Source organism: Bacillus sp. BS98 (assembly GCF_008432245.1).
Taxonomy (GTDB): Bacteria; Bacillota; Bacilli; order Bacillales; family Bacillaceae_G; genus Bacillus_A; species Bacillus_A toyonensis.
On the sequence record NZ_CP043831.1, the window covers coordinates 108,593 to 125,957 of the forward strand.

12 protein-coding genes and 3 pseudogenes are annotated in these 17,365 nt (G+C 30.7%); 4 read left to right on the forward strand and 11 right to left on the reverse strand.

Translation table 11 applies throughout. From position 1 onward, the window contains the following. The first annotated feature begins 3 nt into the window (after positions 1-3). Complete coding sequence (locus tag F0362_RS27655) at positions 4-828, forward strand: HAD-IIB family hydrolase (RefSeq protein WP_001005136.1); 825 nt, start codon at positions 4-6, stop codon at positions 826-828. A gap of 213 nt (positions 829-1,041) precedes the next feature. Here the strand turns inward: F0362_RS27655 and F0362_RS27660 are convergent, their stop codons facing one another. Genes F0362_RS27660 through F0362_RS27675 form a run of 4 tightly spaced genes read right to left on the reverse strand, consistent with a single transcriptional unit; the run spans position 1,042 to position 5,179 of the window. Further along, entirely contained in the window at positions 1,042-2,229 is a 1,188-nt protein-coding gene (locus tag F0362_RS27660) for an acyl-CoA dehydrogenase family protein (RefSeq protein ID WP_000401834.1), read from the reverse strand. Positions 2,230-2,241: 12 nt separating this feature from the next. After that, entirely contained in the window at positions 2,242-2,475 is a 234-nt protein-coding gene (locus tag F0362_RS27665) for a phosphopantetheine-binding protein (protein ID WP_000361951.1), read from the reverse strand. After that, complete coding sequence (locus F0362_RS27670; protein ID WP_098009466.1) at positions 2,468-3,703, reverse strand: type III PLP-dependent enzyme domain-containing protein; 1,236 nt, start codon at positions 3,701-3,703, stop codon at positions 2,468-2,470. Before F0362_RS27670 ends, F0362_RS27665 begins: the two co-directional genes overlap by 8 nt. Next, positions 3,704-5,179 (reverse strand): class I adenylate-forming enzyme family protein, encoded by a 1,476-nt coding sequence (locus tag F0362_RS27675; RefSeq protein WP_098009464.1) that lies wholly within the window; start codon positions 5,177-5,179, stop codon positions 3,704-3,706. Between the two features lie 381 nt (positions 5,180-5,560). On the opposite strand from F0362_RS27675, the pseudogene F0362_RS31480 reads away from it, so the two are divergent. The 3 genes and pseudogenes from F0362_RS31480 to F0362_RS27690 all read left to right on the forward strand — a co-directional run. Further along, a pseudogene (locus F0362_RS31480) lies at positions 5,561-5,937 on the forward strand (recombinase family protein); the annotation flags it as partial. Between the two features lie 136 nt (positions 5,938-6,073). Beyond that, on the forward strand, positions 6,074-6,361 hold the full coding sequence (locus F0362_RS31485) for an IS3 family transposase (RefSeq protein ID WP_226534348.1): 288 nt from the start codon (positions 6,074-6,076) through the stop codon (positions 6,359-6,361). Then, positions 6,355-6,879: pseudogene (locus F0362_RS27690) on the forward strand (IS3 family transposase); the annotation flags it as partial. The gene F0362_RS31485 and the pseudogene F0362_RS27690, both read left to right, overlap by 7 nt. A gap of 229 nt (positions 6,880-7,108) precedes the next feature. Here the strand turns inward: F0362_RS27690 and F0362_RS27695 are convergent. The 7 genes and pseudogenes from F0362_RS27695 to F0362_RS27725 form a co-directional block, all read right to left on the reverse strand. Further along, on the reverse strand, positions 7,109-8,842 hold the full coding sequence (locus tag F0362_RS27695; RefSeq protein ID WP_097825633.1) for an ABC transporter ATP-binding protein: 1,734 nt from the start codon (positions 8,840-8,842) through the stop codon (positions 7,109-7,111). Further along, the gene (locus tag F0362_RS27700; RefSeq protein WP_240522357.1) at positions 8,843-10,618 is read right to left on the reverse strand and encodes an ABC transporter ATP-binding protein; all 1,776 of its coding nucleotides are present in this window, start codon (positions 10,616-10,618) and stop codon (positions 8,843-8,845) included. A 496-nt stretch (positions 10,619-11,114) separates the two neighbouring features. Continuing rightward, positions 11,115-11,974: pseudogene (locus F0362_RS27705) on the reverse strand (isochorismatase family protein). Positions 11,975-12,005: 31 nt separating this feature from the next. Continuing rightward, positions 12,006-13,622 carry a (2,3-dihydroxybenzoyl)adenylate synthase gene (locus tag F0362_RS27710; RefSeq protein ID WP_149890118.1) on the reverse strand — a complete coding sequence of 539 codons (1,617 nt, stop codon included), beginning with the start codon at positions 13,620-13,622 and terminating at the stop codon, positions 12,006-12,008. 12 nt (positions 13,623-13,634) lie between these two features. Next, a complete protein-coding gene (gene dhbC / locus F0362_RS27715) occupies positions 13,635-14,834 on the reverse strand; it encodes an isochorismate synthase DhbC (RefSeq protein ID WP_098010153.1) in 1,200 nt (399 codons plus the stop codon). Positions 14,835-14,860: 26 nt separating this feature from the next. Further along, a complete protein-coding gene (locus tag F0362_RS27720) occupies positions 14,861-15,637 on the reverse strand; it encodes a 2,3-dihydro-2,3-dihydroxybenzoate dehydrogenase (RefSeq protein ID WP_000364391.1) in 777 nt (258 codons plus the stop codon). Positions 15,638-15,958: 321 nt separating this feature from the next. Beyond that, positions 15,959-16,639, reverse strand: coding sequence for a 4'-phosphopantetheinyl transferase family protein (locus F0362_RS27725; RefSeq protein ID WP_240522384.1), 681 nt, complete (start codon positions 16,637-16,639; stop codon positions 15,959-15,961). Positions 16,640-17,365: the final 726 nt, after the last annotated feature.

Below are 17,365 nucleotides of genomic sequence, written 5' to 3' on the forward strand. Positions count from 1 at the left end.
CCTATGAATGAGAATTATAAGTATGAAACAGCCGTTTTTGATATAGATGGTACACTAATTGACAAAAATGAAACTTTATTTGAAGGAGTTTTGGAAGGGCTAACTTTACTTAAATTAAACGGTGTAAGTTTATTTATAGCTACAGGGAGAAATGTCCAATCGATTAAAAATTTGAGAGTTTCTCAAAATTTCTTTAACTTATTTAATAGTAACCTGGTCCTTAATGATGGAAATGTAATTTATAATTACTTAAAAGATGAAATAAAGATTTTAAAATCCATACCGAATTTAACAGTTAAATCTATAGTACATAATTATTACGCTAATGCATCATTTGTAATTGAATCTAATGGTTTACTTTATTCAAATTCTAAAAGAGCTCTAATGAAATATAAATTAATTTATAGGATTCCAAGGGATGCCATAAAAATCATAGATATTAAAGAACTAAGCGAACTTAATAACGTTACAGAAATACATCTATTCTATGAAACTAATAAAATTAGTATGGAAGAAATTTTATTTCAAAACGTTGATTTAAGCGGTTATAACATCCGGTATCTTGGCGGTATCAAATTATATCCAGCTAATTCTTGCAAAGCTGAGGGCTTAAAAAAAATAATTAACCCTATGGGAATTAATCTAAATAATGTAATTGCCTTTGGGGATGCAGAAAATGATAAAACTATGTTAGAAAAGTGTCGTTTAGGAGTTGCTGTTCCTAATTGTAGGGAAGCTCTGCATACAGTAGCTAATTTAAAGCTTAAAACAAGTTTAGGAATTTATTTAAGCAATTGGAATAGTTCACTAAAACATATGCGGAAATAAAAAAGTATTGCTATATTTCATTAATATTAATAGGTGTAAAATAATGGGGCTGCAAAGTACTTTTCTAAGTAATCTTTGCAGCCTTTTCACGCTCTAGGTCATTATGTTCAATTCTTTTCTATTTAAAGATAAGAAAATTGCACCACTTGAAATATTGTTATTAAAAATCAAGGGATTCTTAGGTACTTAATTTATTTTTTAGTGATTAACTGTCTAACTTAATCTACGGGGCAATAGATCCGAATCAAATAACGACATCTTTCCATTTGCAATCTTTAAACGATCATTATGATACATTAAAGAGGCTGCCCTTAAATCCCTAAAAGTGCGCTCTAATGTAGTTTCTGAATTTTTTAAATAACCATGATATAAACCTGCTACTTCAATTAATTTATCCACTGCTTTAAAAAGGTTTTCTGATCCTATAATTTTTAAATTATTTAAGTGAATATTAAAAGTCCTTGTACGCAATATATCTAATTGTTTGCTATTGTAATTTTCTTCATATACGTCAACTACATGATTTAGATATATATCAACTGTATCTAACAATAAACGGATCTCTGATAAACGATAAATCATAATATCAGAATTATATTTCTTTATCGACTTGTTTTTTCTAAATATTTTTATTAGCTGTTTAAAACCATTTTTAGCAGCACCTAACCAACTTGATACCCACATAATATGGGCCATTGGTATTAATGTATATTGAGCAACTTCCTCAAACTTAACTTTAGTCACTATATTTTTATCCTTTAATAGACCATTAATATGCATTGCCGTACTCTGAGTTCCTTTCATTCCCATAGCATTCCAATTGCCAACTTGACTAATTTTCAATGCCGTTCGAAGCGCATAAATTAAAGAAACTTCAGAATCTAAACCATCTTCTTCTGCTTTTGTAGTAATTAAATAAGCATCCGCATAGGCACCACCAGTAACTGTAGGTGCATCTCTATTAATATGAAATTTATCTTTTGAAATCCAATTTAAAGGAGAATGGGATGTTAATAAATGCCCACCTTTTCCATATTCAGATGTTACTGATGCTATGTATAACTGTTCTTTAACTATTTCATTAAGTATCGCTTTTTTCGATTCATTATTTGTATATTTAACCAATGTCATTACCTGCTGACAGTGCATTCCCCATATCATTGAAGTTGATAAACAACCGCTACCTAAAATTTGAGCTACCTCAGATGCCTCTTTTATACTAATCTCATCCCCGTTATATTCTTTAGGGATTAATAAGCTCATGAAGTTACTTTTTTTCAGAAAATTCAATCCATTAACAGGGAATTTATTATACAAATCAACTTCTTCAGATTCACTAACTAATAAATCTCTTATTCTCCATGCTTTATCTATCAAATATTCTTTTTTATCAATTTCCACTTTTCTAATCGCTCACTCTCCTTTTAACTTGCTGACTATACTCCATAAGTTATGACTACTTGAAAATGTGTCTTCAGTTAATAATTCATCAGGAAAGATTATTTCATAAGCTTCTTCAATTTCTAATAATAATTCAATAGAAGCTAAGGAATCTAATCCCAATTCTTTTAAATCTTTATTTTGATTATTAATATTTAATTCTTCTTGAAGGTGTGTGTTCATAATCTCTATAAAAACTTTATCCATTATTCTCTACTCCTCTAACAATCTTTAACGTGTGAGAACATATCACACTTTGATTTTTAATTATTATTTCTTTGGGGATTTCTCTACTTAAGAAGGCCATTAAGCTTGCAGTCAACCCATATGCTCCTACATTAGGTACAAATACAACATCGCCTGGTTGTAACTTACTTACACTAACATTTTTCGCCAAATAATCTAACGGTGTACATAATGGCCCAACAATAGTAACAGTTTCCACTTTTGCGTTATCTTCTACAGATATATTTAATTTAAGTATATTAAGTTCTATGGTAGGTATTCTCCTTAATCCAGACATTCCCCCAAGATGATTAATACCAAAGTCTACGATACAGTATTTTCGACCTTTGCTTTCCTTCACAGACTGCACAGTTCCTATTAAACAACCACATGTCGCTGTTAAGTATCTACCTGATTCAAACGCAATAGTTGGCCTATGATTGTCCTTAAAATGCTTATTTAATAAAGCCTCTAAACTATCCTTCAATTCCTTATAATCTGGTAGGTCTAAATCTTTTCCAAACGGTGCTGCAAATCCCCCGCCAAAATCTACAAACTCAATATCAATAGATAATTTATTTTTCAAATTTAATATAGTTTCCAATATATTAGTATAATTCTCTACCAGTATATCTATATTATTAAAATTAGATCCATTATAAATATGAAAACCATTTATCTTTAAATTTTTATTACCCTTAAACAATTTAATTATATCACTATTAAGACACTCCTCATCAAAACCGAATTGAGAGGGAATGCCGGTCATTTTAATACTAGCGTTACCAACATTAAACGAAGGATTTATTCTTAAAGTAATATTTATTAATTTGCTATGATTCTTCGTTAAATCATTAATTATTTCCAATTCATTGAATGATTCAACAGAAAAATGACTAACATTCTTTGAAAGTGCATATTGTATCTCTTTTTTAGTTTTTCCTGGACCAGTATATAAGCAATGCTCTGGAGACCCACCAACATCCAATACAGTGTCTAGTTCACCAATAGATGAGATTTCAGCATAACATCCAAGATTGATTAAGTGTCTAGTGATCTCAGGGTTAGGATTTGCCTTTAGAGAGTAATAAATTATACTTTTATCAGGAAGTGAATTTATTAATTTTTGATATGATTTAGTTAGTTCTGCTAAATTATAAACGTACAATGGACTACCATATTCTTCAACTAAACAATTGTAATCAACCATCTAAATCTGACTCCTAATCTCTCGTAGTTTTGACTTATCAATTTTTTTATTTACAGATACAGGCATTTCTTTTAAAATTAAAATTTCATCTGGTATTTTATAAGATTCTATTCTTTCCATAAGCATTTCCTTAACATAACTTATAGATTTATCTGTTTTTAAAAAAAGTATAGATTTTTTAACCAGGTCATCAGGCGGGATTAATACAGCTATTTCTGCTAAATTGAGATTATAAACTGTATCTTCAATTTCTTTTGAACTAATTCTAAAACCTTTTTGTTTATAATAGTCACCCGTTCTTCCAATAAAATAGAGATAACCATCGTTATCTATTTTAAATGAATCTCCTGTGTAAAGGGTATTAATTACTCCATGGATGTTCTTTTTAAATTTCTCATTAGTAAGAGAGTTGTTGTTCCAATACCCTGTCATGACGTTAGGACCTTCTACTACTAACTCACCAATTTCTCCTATTTTTAAACTAATACCCTGTTCATTAACAACATAGCACTTAACACCTTGTAAAGGTTTTCCAACCGAACCGGGTTTAATAGCAATTTCATGTGGTTTTAGTATCGATACCCTTTTACATTCAGTCAGACCATACATAGGATAAATTTTGCAATTAGGGATTAACTCTTTAAGCTTTGAAATATATGATAAAGGCAAACTCTCACCAGTATTAGTAATAATTCTTAGCGGAACATCGTTACAATATCTAGGTAACAGCTTAATTAGACCCTCTGTTAAATGTGGAACAGAAGGTAAAATAGTAACTTTCCATTCCTTTAGGAACTTTACAAATTGGACCCCAGCTAGACTAACTTCTCCCAATGCTAAAGTCGCTTTATTATAAAAGCTTAAAAATATTTGGTATAGGCCATAATCAAAGGAAAAGGGTAAAAAATTACCAATTATATCACAATCATTAATTTCTAAAACTTCAGATATTGCTCTAGTGCAAAATATAACATTAGAATGGGGGGAAACAACGGCTTTGGGCCTCCCAGTACTTCCAGAAGTATAAATCAATAATGCTAAGTCCATTTCTTCAATCTCATCAGATAGCAATTTGTGTTTATCATAATTTTTTATTTCTTCTTTGACAGTATTCATCAATATTATTGGATTTATAGATGTTTTTGATGAATTATATTCTTCACTAATTATTAATTTTGGATTACAGTCACTAACAATATAGTCGTAATTATATTTTGTAGTCTGCGAATTTATAATCACAGAGACACCACCAACACGAGAGATACCCATTAATAAGCAGATTAAATCAATACTATTTGGTAGTTTTAATAATATTCGATCCCCTTTTTCTATACCTTGTTGTAATAAAAAATTACCAAATTGAAAACTTCTTTCTTGTACCTCCTGGTATGTAATAACCTCGTCTCTAGTTATTAGTGCCGTTTTCTTTTTATATTTCCTTGCCACATTATCAAGTATCTGATGAATATAGTTCATGTCTCCTCCTATTCATATACTTATTTATAATTCTTTATTTTAGCAATCATGGAAAGTCCTAACAATTATTATTTTATAATATTTACAAATCTTTTTCTACATATATTCAATTAATTATCCATCTAGATAAATTTCAGCTTGTTTTTTGTATTTTATTAGAACATGTTATGTAATAAATTGATAAAATTCTCTTTTTTGACTTTACAGCTTTTATCTAACTATAAAGTCAGCCAAAATTATTTTCTATGTTAATTCGTACTTATAAGATATTTAAATAAAACTAATCAAACTAATCAAACGTTTGCTTAAAGAATCAAAGCTTGTATAATGTACATCTTTTAGGAATATGAAAAACTGTTGAAAAATACACGTCAAAAGGTACAAAAAATAAATTTAGAGTTCTTGAAAGAACCATGTATAAACGTAACTTATAACGGTAATGCCACAAATGATGTCATTCAAAGTACTATTCAAAAGGCAACCACAACCATTCTCTCAGCATTTGCTGAAAAAGAACGCCAGGACATTAGGCAACGTCAAGCTGAAGGATTGCTTTAGTTAAGTCACAAGGAAAGCACTTAGGAAAAGATCTCTTCCCCCCACCCCCCAGGTATTTATCGATGCTTATAACGAATGGAAAGAAGGAAGAATCACAGCTACAGCTGTTATGAGAAGGATTAATATAACTAAGTAGTTCTACATTCTACAGAGTAGTTAGAAGATATGAGAGGGAAATAAAAGGTTATACGAAAAAATAATATAAATAGTAATTTTCGAAAGCGAGGATACATACTGATGAAAATGATATCAATAATATTGTAACTAGTTATTGTACCCAAAACGAAAAAATTTGAAGTCATCCATGAGATGACAAAAAAAGGTTATACTGTTGCCATGCTATGCAATATTGCTAGTGTAACTAGAAGTGGACACTACAAATGGATAAAGCGGTACGCAACACCTTCTGAAAAACAATTGGAGAATGCCGAAATCAAGAAAAAGATAGTAAAGTGTCATAAAAAGATTAGAGGGATTTATGGATACAGAAAAGTACAAGTCTGGTTGAAAATCATCTATAATCTTCATATTAATCATAAGAGAGTACAGAGATTAATGAGTGAATTAAGGATCAGATCCATTATTAGGAGAAAACGACCTTATTACGGAAAGAAGCTTATGTGATTTCAGATAACCATCTGAACAAGGATTTCCAAGCTTCAAAAACGAATGAAAAATGGGTAACGGACATTACCTATTTAAATTTCAATGGACAGAGATTATATTTATCCGCTATTAAAGACTTGTACAACAATGAAATTATTGCCTATGAAATCAGTCGTAGAAATGACTTGAAACTTGTGTTAGATACACTTAAAAAGGCAAGAAAAAAACAAAACGTAAAATGGATCCTCTTACATAGTAATCAAGGGTTTCAATACACATCCCGTCAATACAATCAATTACTTAAAAAATATCAGATGAAGGCAAGTATGTCTCGAAAGGGAAACTGTTGGGACAATACTTGTATAGAAATCTTCTTCAGTCATTTCAAGTCAGAGTGTTTCCATTTATACTCTTTCCGCAAGGCTGATGAGGTTAAAGTTGCCGTGCGCAAATATATGCACTTTTATAACTACCAAAGATTTCAAAAGAAATTAAATAACCTGAGTCCATATAAATATAGGGCTCAGGTTGCTTAGTTGTGCTTTTTAAATACTGTCTAATTGACAAGGGGCACTTCAAATCTATAGGGGCTTTTTTTATTGGGTATTTTTTGTCTTATTCTCCCTTTTCGGGGGATGGGCAAAAAATACCCATGAGAGACTGCATCTTTATAAAAGTGTTCACTTAAAAAGATAAGAAGATGTTCTTTATCAAGTAATGGTATTTTTTTGTCTTCTACATTTAAATCAATTTCTTTAGAGTTTTTTAGGCATTTATACTTGTTGTTATATCCTTTTGAATAAGTTTTGTATATAGTGAATTATTTTTTAGCAGTTCCTGGTGATTCCCTTTTTCTACAAGCTTCCCATTCTCCAAGACATATATAATGTCTGAGTTTTCAATTGTTGATAACCTATGCGCAACAATAATGGTAGTTTTATCTTTACGTATATTATCAATATTTTTCGCGATTTTCTCCTCAGTACTTATGTCTAATGCTGAAGTTGCTTCATCTAAAATTAATATATCAGGGTTTTTTATTAATGCCCTAGCTAGTGCTAAGCGTTGCCTTTGTCCTCCTGAAAGGGTTAGACCTCTTTCTCCTATAACAGTTTCATAACCATCTGGCAAGCTCCTTATATAATCATCCAAACAGACAACCTTGATAATCTCATCAAGTCGCTGCGGCGAAACAATAGTCCCTAGAAGTATATTGTTTCGTATAGTATCTGAAAATAAATATGGTTCTTGAAAAACAACACCTATATTTTTAAACCATTCATTATTTTCCATTTTCATTATTGATAAATTATTAGCTTTTATGTCTCCTGAATTTAAGAAATCAAATTTTAACAATAAATTAATTATAGTTGATTTACCTGATCCACTTGATCCAACAAGTGCAATTTTTTTGCTATAAGGGATTTCCATAGATAAATTTCTTATTGAATAATTCGAATTATTGATATATTTATAAGAGGCTTCTTCTAGACTTATAGTGATTTTATCTTCGGGCAATAGTATATTATTTTCAATTTTCTCTTGACAATTATTTCTGTTATATTCTTCCTTAAGATTATCAATAGACGCTATACGCCTCATTGTCGTATAGATTAAATCATATATCCCTTTTATTGCATCTGCTAATTGTAAAGATAATTGAAAAATTATAACCAACGTACCTATTGACATTGACCCTACATATACTTTATACGAACCTATTGCGAGAACGATTAGGCTTGTTCCCCATTTTAGTGATTCATTTGCAAATAAATGCTTGCTTCGAATATTTTCTTCTTTAAAAGCATGCACATAATAACGCTCAAATAAGCGATTTAAAGTCTGTTGTTCCCACTTTGTCCTATTAAAAATAAGTACTTCTCTAGTAGAAGATATACATTCCTCTAACCGAACTAAAATTTTAGATTCTTTTTTATTAATTATTTTGGACATCTTTTTAAATTTATTTGCTAAATGTTTAGCAAATAATATATAAATAAGATTAAATAATATTATAAATATTAATACATATATATTAGTGGAACCAATTATAAAAGTTAATAGTATTATGCTAAGTAATTGTTGAAGTAAACGTGGAATATCCCATGCCAATAAACGCCCTACATTTCCTATATCAACTGTAAAGTGATGTACATATTCCCCTGTACGCTTTTTTTGAAAAATCGCTGTTTTTATACTATAAAGATGTTGAAAATAATTACTTGATAAAGATAATAATAAGTTGGACATATTTTTGGCTAAGACATACGAACTTATTGTAAAAAGTAGCGAATAGCTTATATATGAGATAGCAATTAAAGATAAGACATATATAAACTGATCATACTCCTTATTTATAAATACGTTATCTATTAGTCTTTGCTGTAAAACAGTAGAGGAAATATAAGCGCCAGATTCTAAGAATAACAATAGAATAGAAAATATATAAATCCATTTATTACCACGTGTTTTTTTAAAAATCCAAACTAGACTATTCATTTATACCTCCAGACACTCATTTTCTCTATTTATTAATTTAGTGAAAAAACCCTGATTACTGATTAGCTCCTCGTAAGTACCGGACTCTACAACTTCTCCATTATCAATAACAACAATACGATTAAAATGTTTTATAGAAGATATTCTATGAGCAATAGCAATAACAGTTGTTTCTGTTGATAGATTATTTAATTTAGAATAGATTTCTTCTTCATTTTTATTATCCAACGAAGAAGTTGCTTCGTCTAATAAAATCAAATTTGATTTTTTCACAAACATTCTTGCTAACGCAATTCTTTGTTTCTGTCCTCCGGATAATTTAATTCCTCTTTCACCTAGTAGCGTTTTATACCCCATACTTAATTTGCTTATAAACTCATGAGCATTAGCTAATTTCGCTGCTTCTATTACTTGTTCATCAGAAGCTTCTGGATTTGCAAATTTTATATTATCGAAAACAGATGATCCAAATAAATATGTTTCTTGAGGTACGTATCCTATAGAATTTCTTATACTTGATAGTGAAAATTGACTACCATCTTTCCTATTTATGTAAATACAACCACTTTCTGAATCATATGCTCTCAAAAGCAATTTAAAAATAGTGGTTTTTCCTATACCACTCTTACCCACTATTACAACTCGCTCACCTTTCGTTATCTTTAAATTGAAGTTATTTAATATAGGCTGACTTGAATTATAACCAAATTTTATATTTTTAAATTCTATTGTGGTAATATCCTCGAGTTCATTAGATGACACAACTAAATTTTTCACTTTAGGCTTCTCAGCCAAAAATTTATATAAATTTTCAGCTTGGTAAATTAATATTTTTTGTTCGGTCATAGATGTTATTACTGCTGTAATTCTATGCATTGCGTTAAAATAGTAGAGAAAGAATGCTACAAATATCCCCAAAGAAATATCATTACTCCTAATTGAAAAATACCCAACTATAATTAAAGCAATTCCACCTAAATAATAAGAAATTCTCCGAATCGTACCCCTTAAAAAAGAAAAAAAGTACATGCTTATTAGACTTTTATTAAAATCATTATGTTTATTCAAAAAATTATTCAAGTCCCATTCCTGCACATTATTAACTTTTAACTCTGTAATGGCCGATATACTCTCGTAAGCCTTTTTATTTAATGCAATACGAGCATTAGACATGCTTTTCCCACTAATAGATGCTTTTTTTTCAAAATAAGGTCCAAATAAATAATATAATAATAGAAATGGAATTATGATTAATGTTAATTTAACACTCGTGATTAACATAAAACCTATAGAGATAATGGCAAATAATAGCTCCTGAATAAACATGGGAAGTAACGAACTATATAATTTTTGCACATTTTTTACCTCTGTACTTAAAATTGACAGAAGTTTTCCAGAAGAATTAGTTTCATAATAATATATATCTAAATTTCTTAAATGCTGTAATATATGTAATTGTAAATCTCGAGAACAATACTCTTGTAGTTTACGTTGTTTAGTATTTTGAATCGGAATTATTACAAAGTTTATCAATAAAATAATTAACATACACCCAAATAATATTACATAAAACTCCATTAAGTTCTCATTTACCAATGAGCTATCTATTAAAAATTGAATAGCTTTAGGTATTAAAAGGCTACTAATTGATATTAACAAACTACAAAAGATCAGAATTATAAAATTAAATTTATATGGCTTTATATATGATATTAACCAACCATAAATCTTAAATACATCTGATTCAAAAGCACTTTTATTTTTATTATTCTTCATATCATACTCCTCTTTATTGATTATCATTAGATAATAGAATATTATCTAAAAAAAATATTAACTTTTTTGTTTTTTATAAAATCACGGTTCATTTGAAATCCTATGATAATAAAAAATTATTTTACCTACTTTATTTATCCACTTTTCTTTTAACTTGATGGATGATTTTATAAGTAACTCTATCTTGAATACGCTTACGATTATAAACTTTCTTAATGCATTGAAAAATAATGCTAAACTCGCCTTTGATATACTTACCCTATCTTTAATTTAGCTAAAAATGAATCTATACAGTTATTTACCTACAGACATTTTTCCATATTAGGGCTTAATTTAGTTATACTTATATAATATTACTAATCCTAATTTTTACACTATCTCACATAAGCCTACTCAGAATGTTATATTTTTTACAGCTAGCAATTCAAAAAATATAACATTCCGATACTATTAATAACCTATATAATAATAATTTCTATTAAGGTTTTAACCTACTTTAAGAAAACCAATCATTTAAAGTTGGACTTTCAGCTGAATCCATAAATGTTACTTCGAATCCTCTTCGGCGCAACATTTCTACAAAGCTCATAATTTTGATAGAATCCAATCCTCTATTTAATAAAATTTTCTCATCGAATAAAGTAGAGGGCGATTCCTCAAGAAGGTCAGCAACTTATTGACGTAAATTTTGTAATGTGAATTCTGAACTATCCTTCTTCAATTTATATAAATCCTTCAATAGTAAGTCTTTTGTTTTAGTTACTGCACATCTATTAGATGCATACTCCAATGCTTGTTTATGATGGTCTAGTGAAAATCAGTAACTGCATCTGCTACAAAAAATGGCTCTATACCATCCATAAATACTTCACAAGCTGTTAAAAGGCAACCAACATGCGCATAAATACAACAAATAATAAGTTGATCTCTTCCCTGTTTATTTAAAATTTCTAATAGATTTGTCTTTTCAAATGCACTATATCTCCATTTTGTCAGGAATATATCATCTTCATCAGGAGTAAGTTCATCGACAATTTTCTTTTTGTCTGGTCCAACAGGAATACCATCACCCCAAAAATCTTGTAATAACCCTCGTTGTTCTAATGTTTTCCCACCAGGTTACGCTGTATAAACACCTGGTATACCAAGTTCTTTACATCTTTCTCTAATCACCTTAATATTTGAAATGAGTTCTACTTTTGGCGATTTTTTATCGCTATATGCATCGAGAAAATATTCTTGCATGTCATGGATTAGAAGAACTGCACGTTTCAGATATGGTGTCCAATTCACTTTATTTTTTGGTAGTTCTGGTTCCATTGGCGTTTTATATACTGAAATAGATGGGATTGCCATCTAATCACTTTCTTTCGAATCTTAATAGGTTTTATCGTTTTACTGTAATAAGTTTTTCAGCAATGACTTTACGTAATTCTTTTTTGCTTACTTTTCCAACACCTGTTTGCGGGAAAGATTCAATAAATTCAATTCGATCTGGAATTTTATAAGCCGCTATACCACGTTCTCTTAAAAACGTTTTTAATTCACTTACAGTTGGAGCTTGTCCGCGCGCTATTACAAAAGCGCAAGTACGTTCTCCTAAATAATCGTCAGGCATAGATACAATTGCTACATCATGTACTGCATCATGTGCTAATAGATGATTTTCAACCTCTTCCGCAGCAACCTTCTCACCACCACGATTAATTTGATCTTTATCTCTTCCTTCTACAATGATGTAACCTTGTTCATTTACTTTTACAAGATCACCTGTGCGATAAAATCCATCCTTTGTAAATGATCGTGCATTATGCTCTTCTGCTTTATAATAACCACGAATTGTATATGGACCTCGTGTTAATAAACTACCTACTTCACCAGGTTTTACATCGTTATCATTTTCATCAACAACCCTTACTTCATCGGATGTAGACATCGGTCTTCCTTGTGTATGAATAATGATTTCTTCCGGATCATTTAATCTTGTGTAATTTACTAACCCTTCTGCCATACCAAACACTTGCTGTAACGTACATCCAAATGTAGGGCGAATACGCTTCGCAACTTCGGCACTAAATTTTGCACCACCTACTTGAATCACTTGCAAGCTCGATAAATCGTTATTAAGGGAAGATGCAGCATCAAGCCAAATCATTGCTAATGGTGGAACGAGCGCTGTAATCGTCACTTTTTCTTTTTCTATAAGAGCAAATGCCTCATCTGGACTCCCTCCAGTTGCCAACACTACCTTTCCACCCGCATAGAAAGTTCCAAATGTTCCTGGAGAACTCATCGGGTAATTGTGTGCTACTGGAAGAACTGCCATATAGACACTTTCTGCATTTAAATTACAAATTTCAGCACTAACACGTAAACTATAAATATAGTCATCATGTGTTCTAGGAATTAATTTAGAAAGTCCTGTTGTCCCTCCTGATAATTGGAGAAATGCAACATCACTTGGCTGAACTTCTGGTAATGAGACGGGATCCATATACAGATCATTTATGTTCACAAACTCTTCTTCTTCTCCCACTACAATTACATGTTGTAAAGTTGGCACTTTCTCTTTCACTTCTCTTGCTAGTTTTCGATAATCAAAGCCGAGAACCTTATCTGAAATAACGTAAGCACTCGCCTCACCAAACTCACAAAAATAACTAATTTCACTACTACGATGTGAAGGTAATGCAAAAACAGGAAGTGCTCCAATTCGAAATAGCGCAAAACATACTTCAAAAAACTCGATAATGTTAGGTAACTGGATTACAACTCGATCCTCTTTCTTTATTCCTAAATTCAGTAAGCCTGAAGCTAAGCGATCTACCTTTTTATCAAGATCACTATACGTTATATGCGTATTACCGCTTACAACCGCAATGTGATCTCCATATTTCTCAGCACTCTCTCTTAACACGCCGCCAAATGTTTCACCAAGCCAACACCCTTCTTCTCGATAACGATCGGCAAATTCTTTTGGCCATTCCGTATAACCTGTTAACATTCTTTCGTCCCCCTATTTTTCATTCAGCGAATTATCTCTTAGCCCTAAAGCCTTCAGCATTGTTTGGAACTTAGCTGATGTTTCCGCTAACTCATCTTCTGGTTTTGACTCAGCAACAACTCCAGCTCCTGCATATAAACGAAGTGTATTTTCTTGCACTTCAGCACAACGAATTGTAACAATCCATTCGCCATCTCCATTTAAATCGCTCCACCCTAACATTCCTGTAAAGAATTCACGGTCAAATGGCTCAATTTTTTGAATAGCCTCTCTCGCTTCTTCCATCGGCGTTCCGCAAACTGCTGGCGTAGGATGAAGAGCGATTGCTAATTCTAAAGAAGAAGTATTTGGATCCTTAAGCTCACCTTTCACTTCTGTAGACAAATGCCACATTGCTTCACTATGAATAACTGATGGTTTTTCTGGCACATGCAATGTATGACAGTACGGACGAAGCGCAGCAGCTACCGCTTCAACTACTACTGCATGTTCATGTAAATCTTTTGGTGAAGAGAGTAATTCCTCTGCTCTTCTCTTATCTTCCACTGGATCTACACTACGAGGTCTTGAACCAGCTAACGGATTAGAAGTAACTTGCATACCATTACGTGAGACGAGTAATTCAGGGCTTGCTCCAATTAATGTCTTATTGTTCTCGTTTTCACCTTTCGGTAAATTCACAGCAAATGTATAACCATGCTTATTATGCTCTGCTAATTCGCGAAGTAGTTTTTGTTTATCAATCTTCTCTGAAGATTTAACATTTAGCGATCTAGATAGAACGATTTTCTTTAAATCTCCATCCTGAATTTTTTCAATCCCTTGCTTCACACCATTCATATACACTTCAGGCTCTGGGACTGGTGACATTTCAAATGTTAAGTTCGCATTTGTTTCAAGATGATTTGTTGTATCCAATTGTAAACGCTCAGAAGTTCTGCAATATTCCGGTACAATAAGTTGAACTTCTTTTCTACAATCAAATGGCAAGGCACCGACAACGATAGGATTAGGATTTCCTGCTTGTTTTGCATTACTTAATACCGCTTGTACAAGTTCTGGAAAACTTTCAATTTCATGATGCTTTACTGTAGTAAACTCTCCTTCAGTTAAGATTGTACGGGTTGGTGAAGCAAAAAAAAATGAAGAACCAACTTTATAATCATCTAATAATTGTAGAGCTGAATTTTTATATTCAGTCATATAACTCATCTACTAATAACCTCCCACATTTAATATTACACTCCTAAAGTTGCTCCTCCATCAACACACATATTATGCATTGTAATATGTGCAGAACGGTTAGAGACCAAAAATAAAACTGCTTCTGCAATATCAGAAGGTGTAGCCAATTTTTTTAAAGGAATCCCTAATTTATAATTTTCTAGAGAACCTTTAATTACTTTTTCCATATCACTCTCATCATTCCACATTTTTTGTTGCATTTCAGTTTCTGTGGAACCTGGTGATACAATATTACAGCGGATATTATATTCGGCTAATTCTAAAGCCATAGTTTTGGTAAACGAAGTAACTGCAGCTTTAGACGCTGCATATGCAGACATTCCTACACGTGGTATACTAGATGCATTTGAACCTATGGTAACAATTACCCCCTCCCTACGGGGCTTCATATATTGAATTACAGCACGCGAAACATAAAATACACCCGTAGTGTTCACTTCAAATGTTGAATGCCAATCCTCATCACTCAAAGATTCAACAGAGCCAATACGTAAGATTCCTGCTACATTTACTAAAATACCAATTGGCCCCATAGTAGATTCAACTTCTTCTACTATTTTATCTATCCTTTTGCGATCACTAACATCTGCTCGAAAGACAACAACATGTTGATTTTTTTTTTGTAATTTTTTTGCCATTCTATCTAATACTTCTTCATTTTTATCTACTGCTACTACAGATACACCTAGTTCAGCCAGAGCTTTAACTACAGCAGCTCCAATACCTTGTGCAGCACCAGTTACTAAAGCAATTTTCCCTTTCAAATCCATATATGTATTCCTTCCCTTTTCTTTTATTTTAGGCTTATAACAAAATTTCAAAAATAATCATATTTACACACGTACTCTTTACATTCTTTATAACTATATCGCACCTCAAATTGCTTAATGATAATAAATTTTTTTAATTTGTTTTATATTACATTTAAATATATCGCTATAACATTGTATTATTTTTAATAATAAATTCCATATTTTTAAACAAAAAGAATAATAAGCGTTTTTTTCAAAAAGAAACTTATTATTCCTTTTATATTTACCAGTACACTAAACACTCTATCAGTCTGAGTAAACTACCTTATGCAAACACCGTCATGAATAAATGGATATACTAACAGTTTCAGATATGTCATGAATAATTTCATGTATGTTTTTAAGGATAACTTTATGCGGAAATTGATTAGAATTGGCACATACTGATAATTTATAATCAGAATCTATATGATATTGTTTAAAAAAGTAAGCACTATTTGTATCACCTTGATTAATACTAATACCTTCCTCCTCATTTTTTTTTATGGTAAAAGAGTTGAAAGAAGTTGAAAGACCTGTGCCAATTGCCTTGATATAACTTTCTTTCAAAGTCCATAAATCATAAAAATAATCATTTTTTTCGGTTAATACCTTTAAATTCAAATCCTCAATTTCCTTCATTGAAAAAACTTGTGAAATTGTTTCTAACTTGATTGGACGTATTTGTTCAATATCTATACCTACTGAAGTATTACCTACAATACAAACAATCCAATCCCCTGAGTGAGAAATATTAAAACAAAAAAACTTATCTCCTACCCAATCCGGCTTACCATACTTATTGTAAGTATACTTTATATCTTGATTAGATATTTTATAACGTTTACAAATAATAGATCTAATCATTACATCACCTAACAAAGTTCTATAAGCATCTTCTTTTTTTTTATAACGTTCTATTTTTCTTTTCTTTTCTATTGAAACCAAATTTAACAGGCTATTGTATGTGGTTTCATCCATAGATTTCAAATTCTTGATAGCATAAATACTGCACATTAAACCGTCCTTTCTTTTGACAATTGATAAATTAATGCAATTTTACATCTTTTATTTTTTATCAAATATAACTATAACATTTCAAAATATTTCCTTATCTTCTTTCAGCCGAAGCTTTTTTTCTGCCTTCTTTTCAAATCTCTTAGCCTCATTTCTTCCTCATAAATCGTTACTTCTAATACAACACATTCGATACTTATTTCTTTCACAAATCTTTCTGCATACTATAATTCAACATTTTTTAATTCTTATTAAAATTTCTAAAACGAACATTATTTTTAATTGAAAGAAATTTTAAATTATCATATAAATTTAGTTCATTATTTATGAATAGTATGATTATGTCCTAACTCAATAAATAAATTTTTTATTTTTTTACTGTAGGATCGAATTTTACTATTATAACCTGCAGACTTTTCTACTACATTTAGTATATATTTTATTAGAAACTAGTGCAGAACATCATTTTTAGGTTTTTAAAATCTTAACATTTCGCTTAAATTTCTCATTGGTAGAATAATACATATGTTAAATACCAAAATACAAACAAAGACGAATCTCTCCTCTAGGCTTCGTCTTAATATGTAAAAATCACACATTCATTAACCTTATTTTAGTTTAAATTCAAAACATCCTCATACACAATTGCATATATGTCATTCCATCTGAGCATCGTATTTAATTTTAACC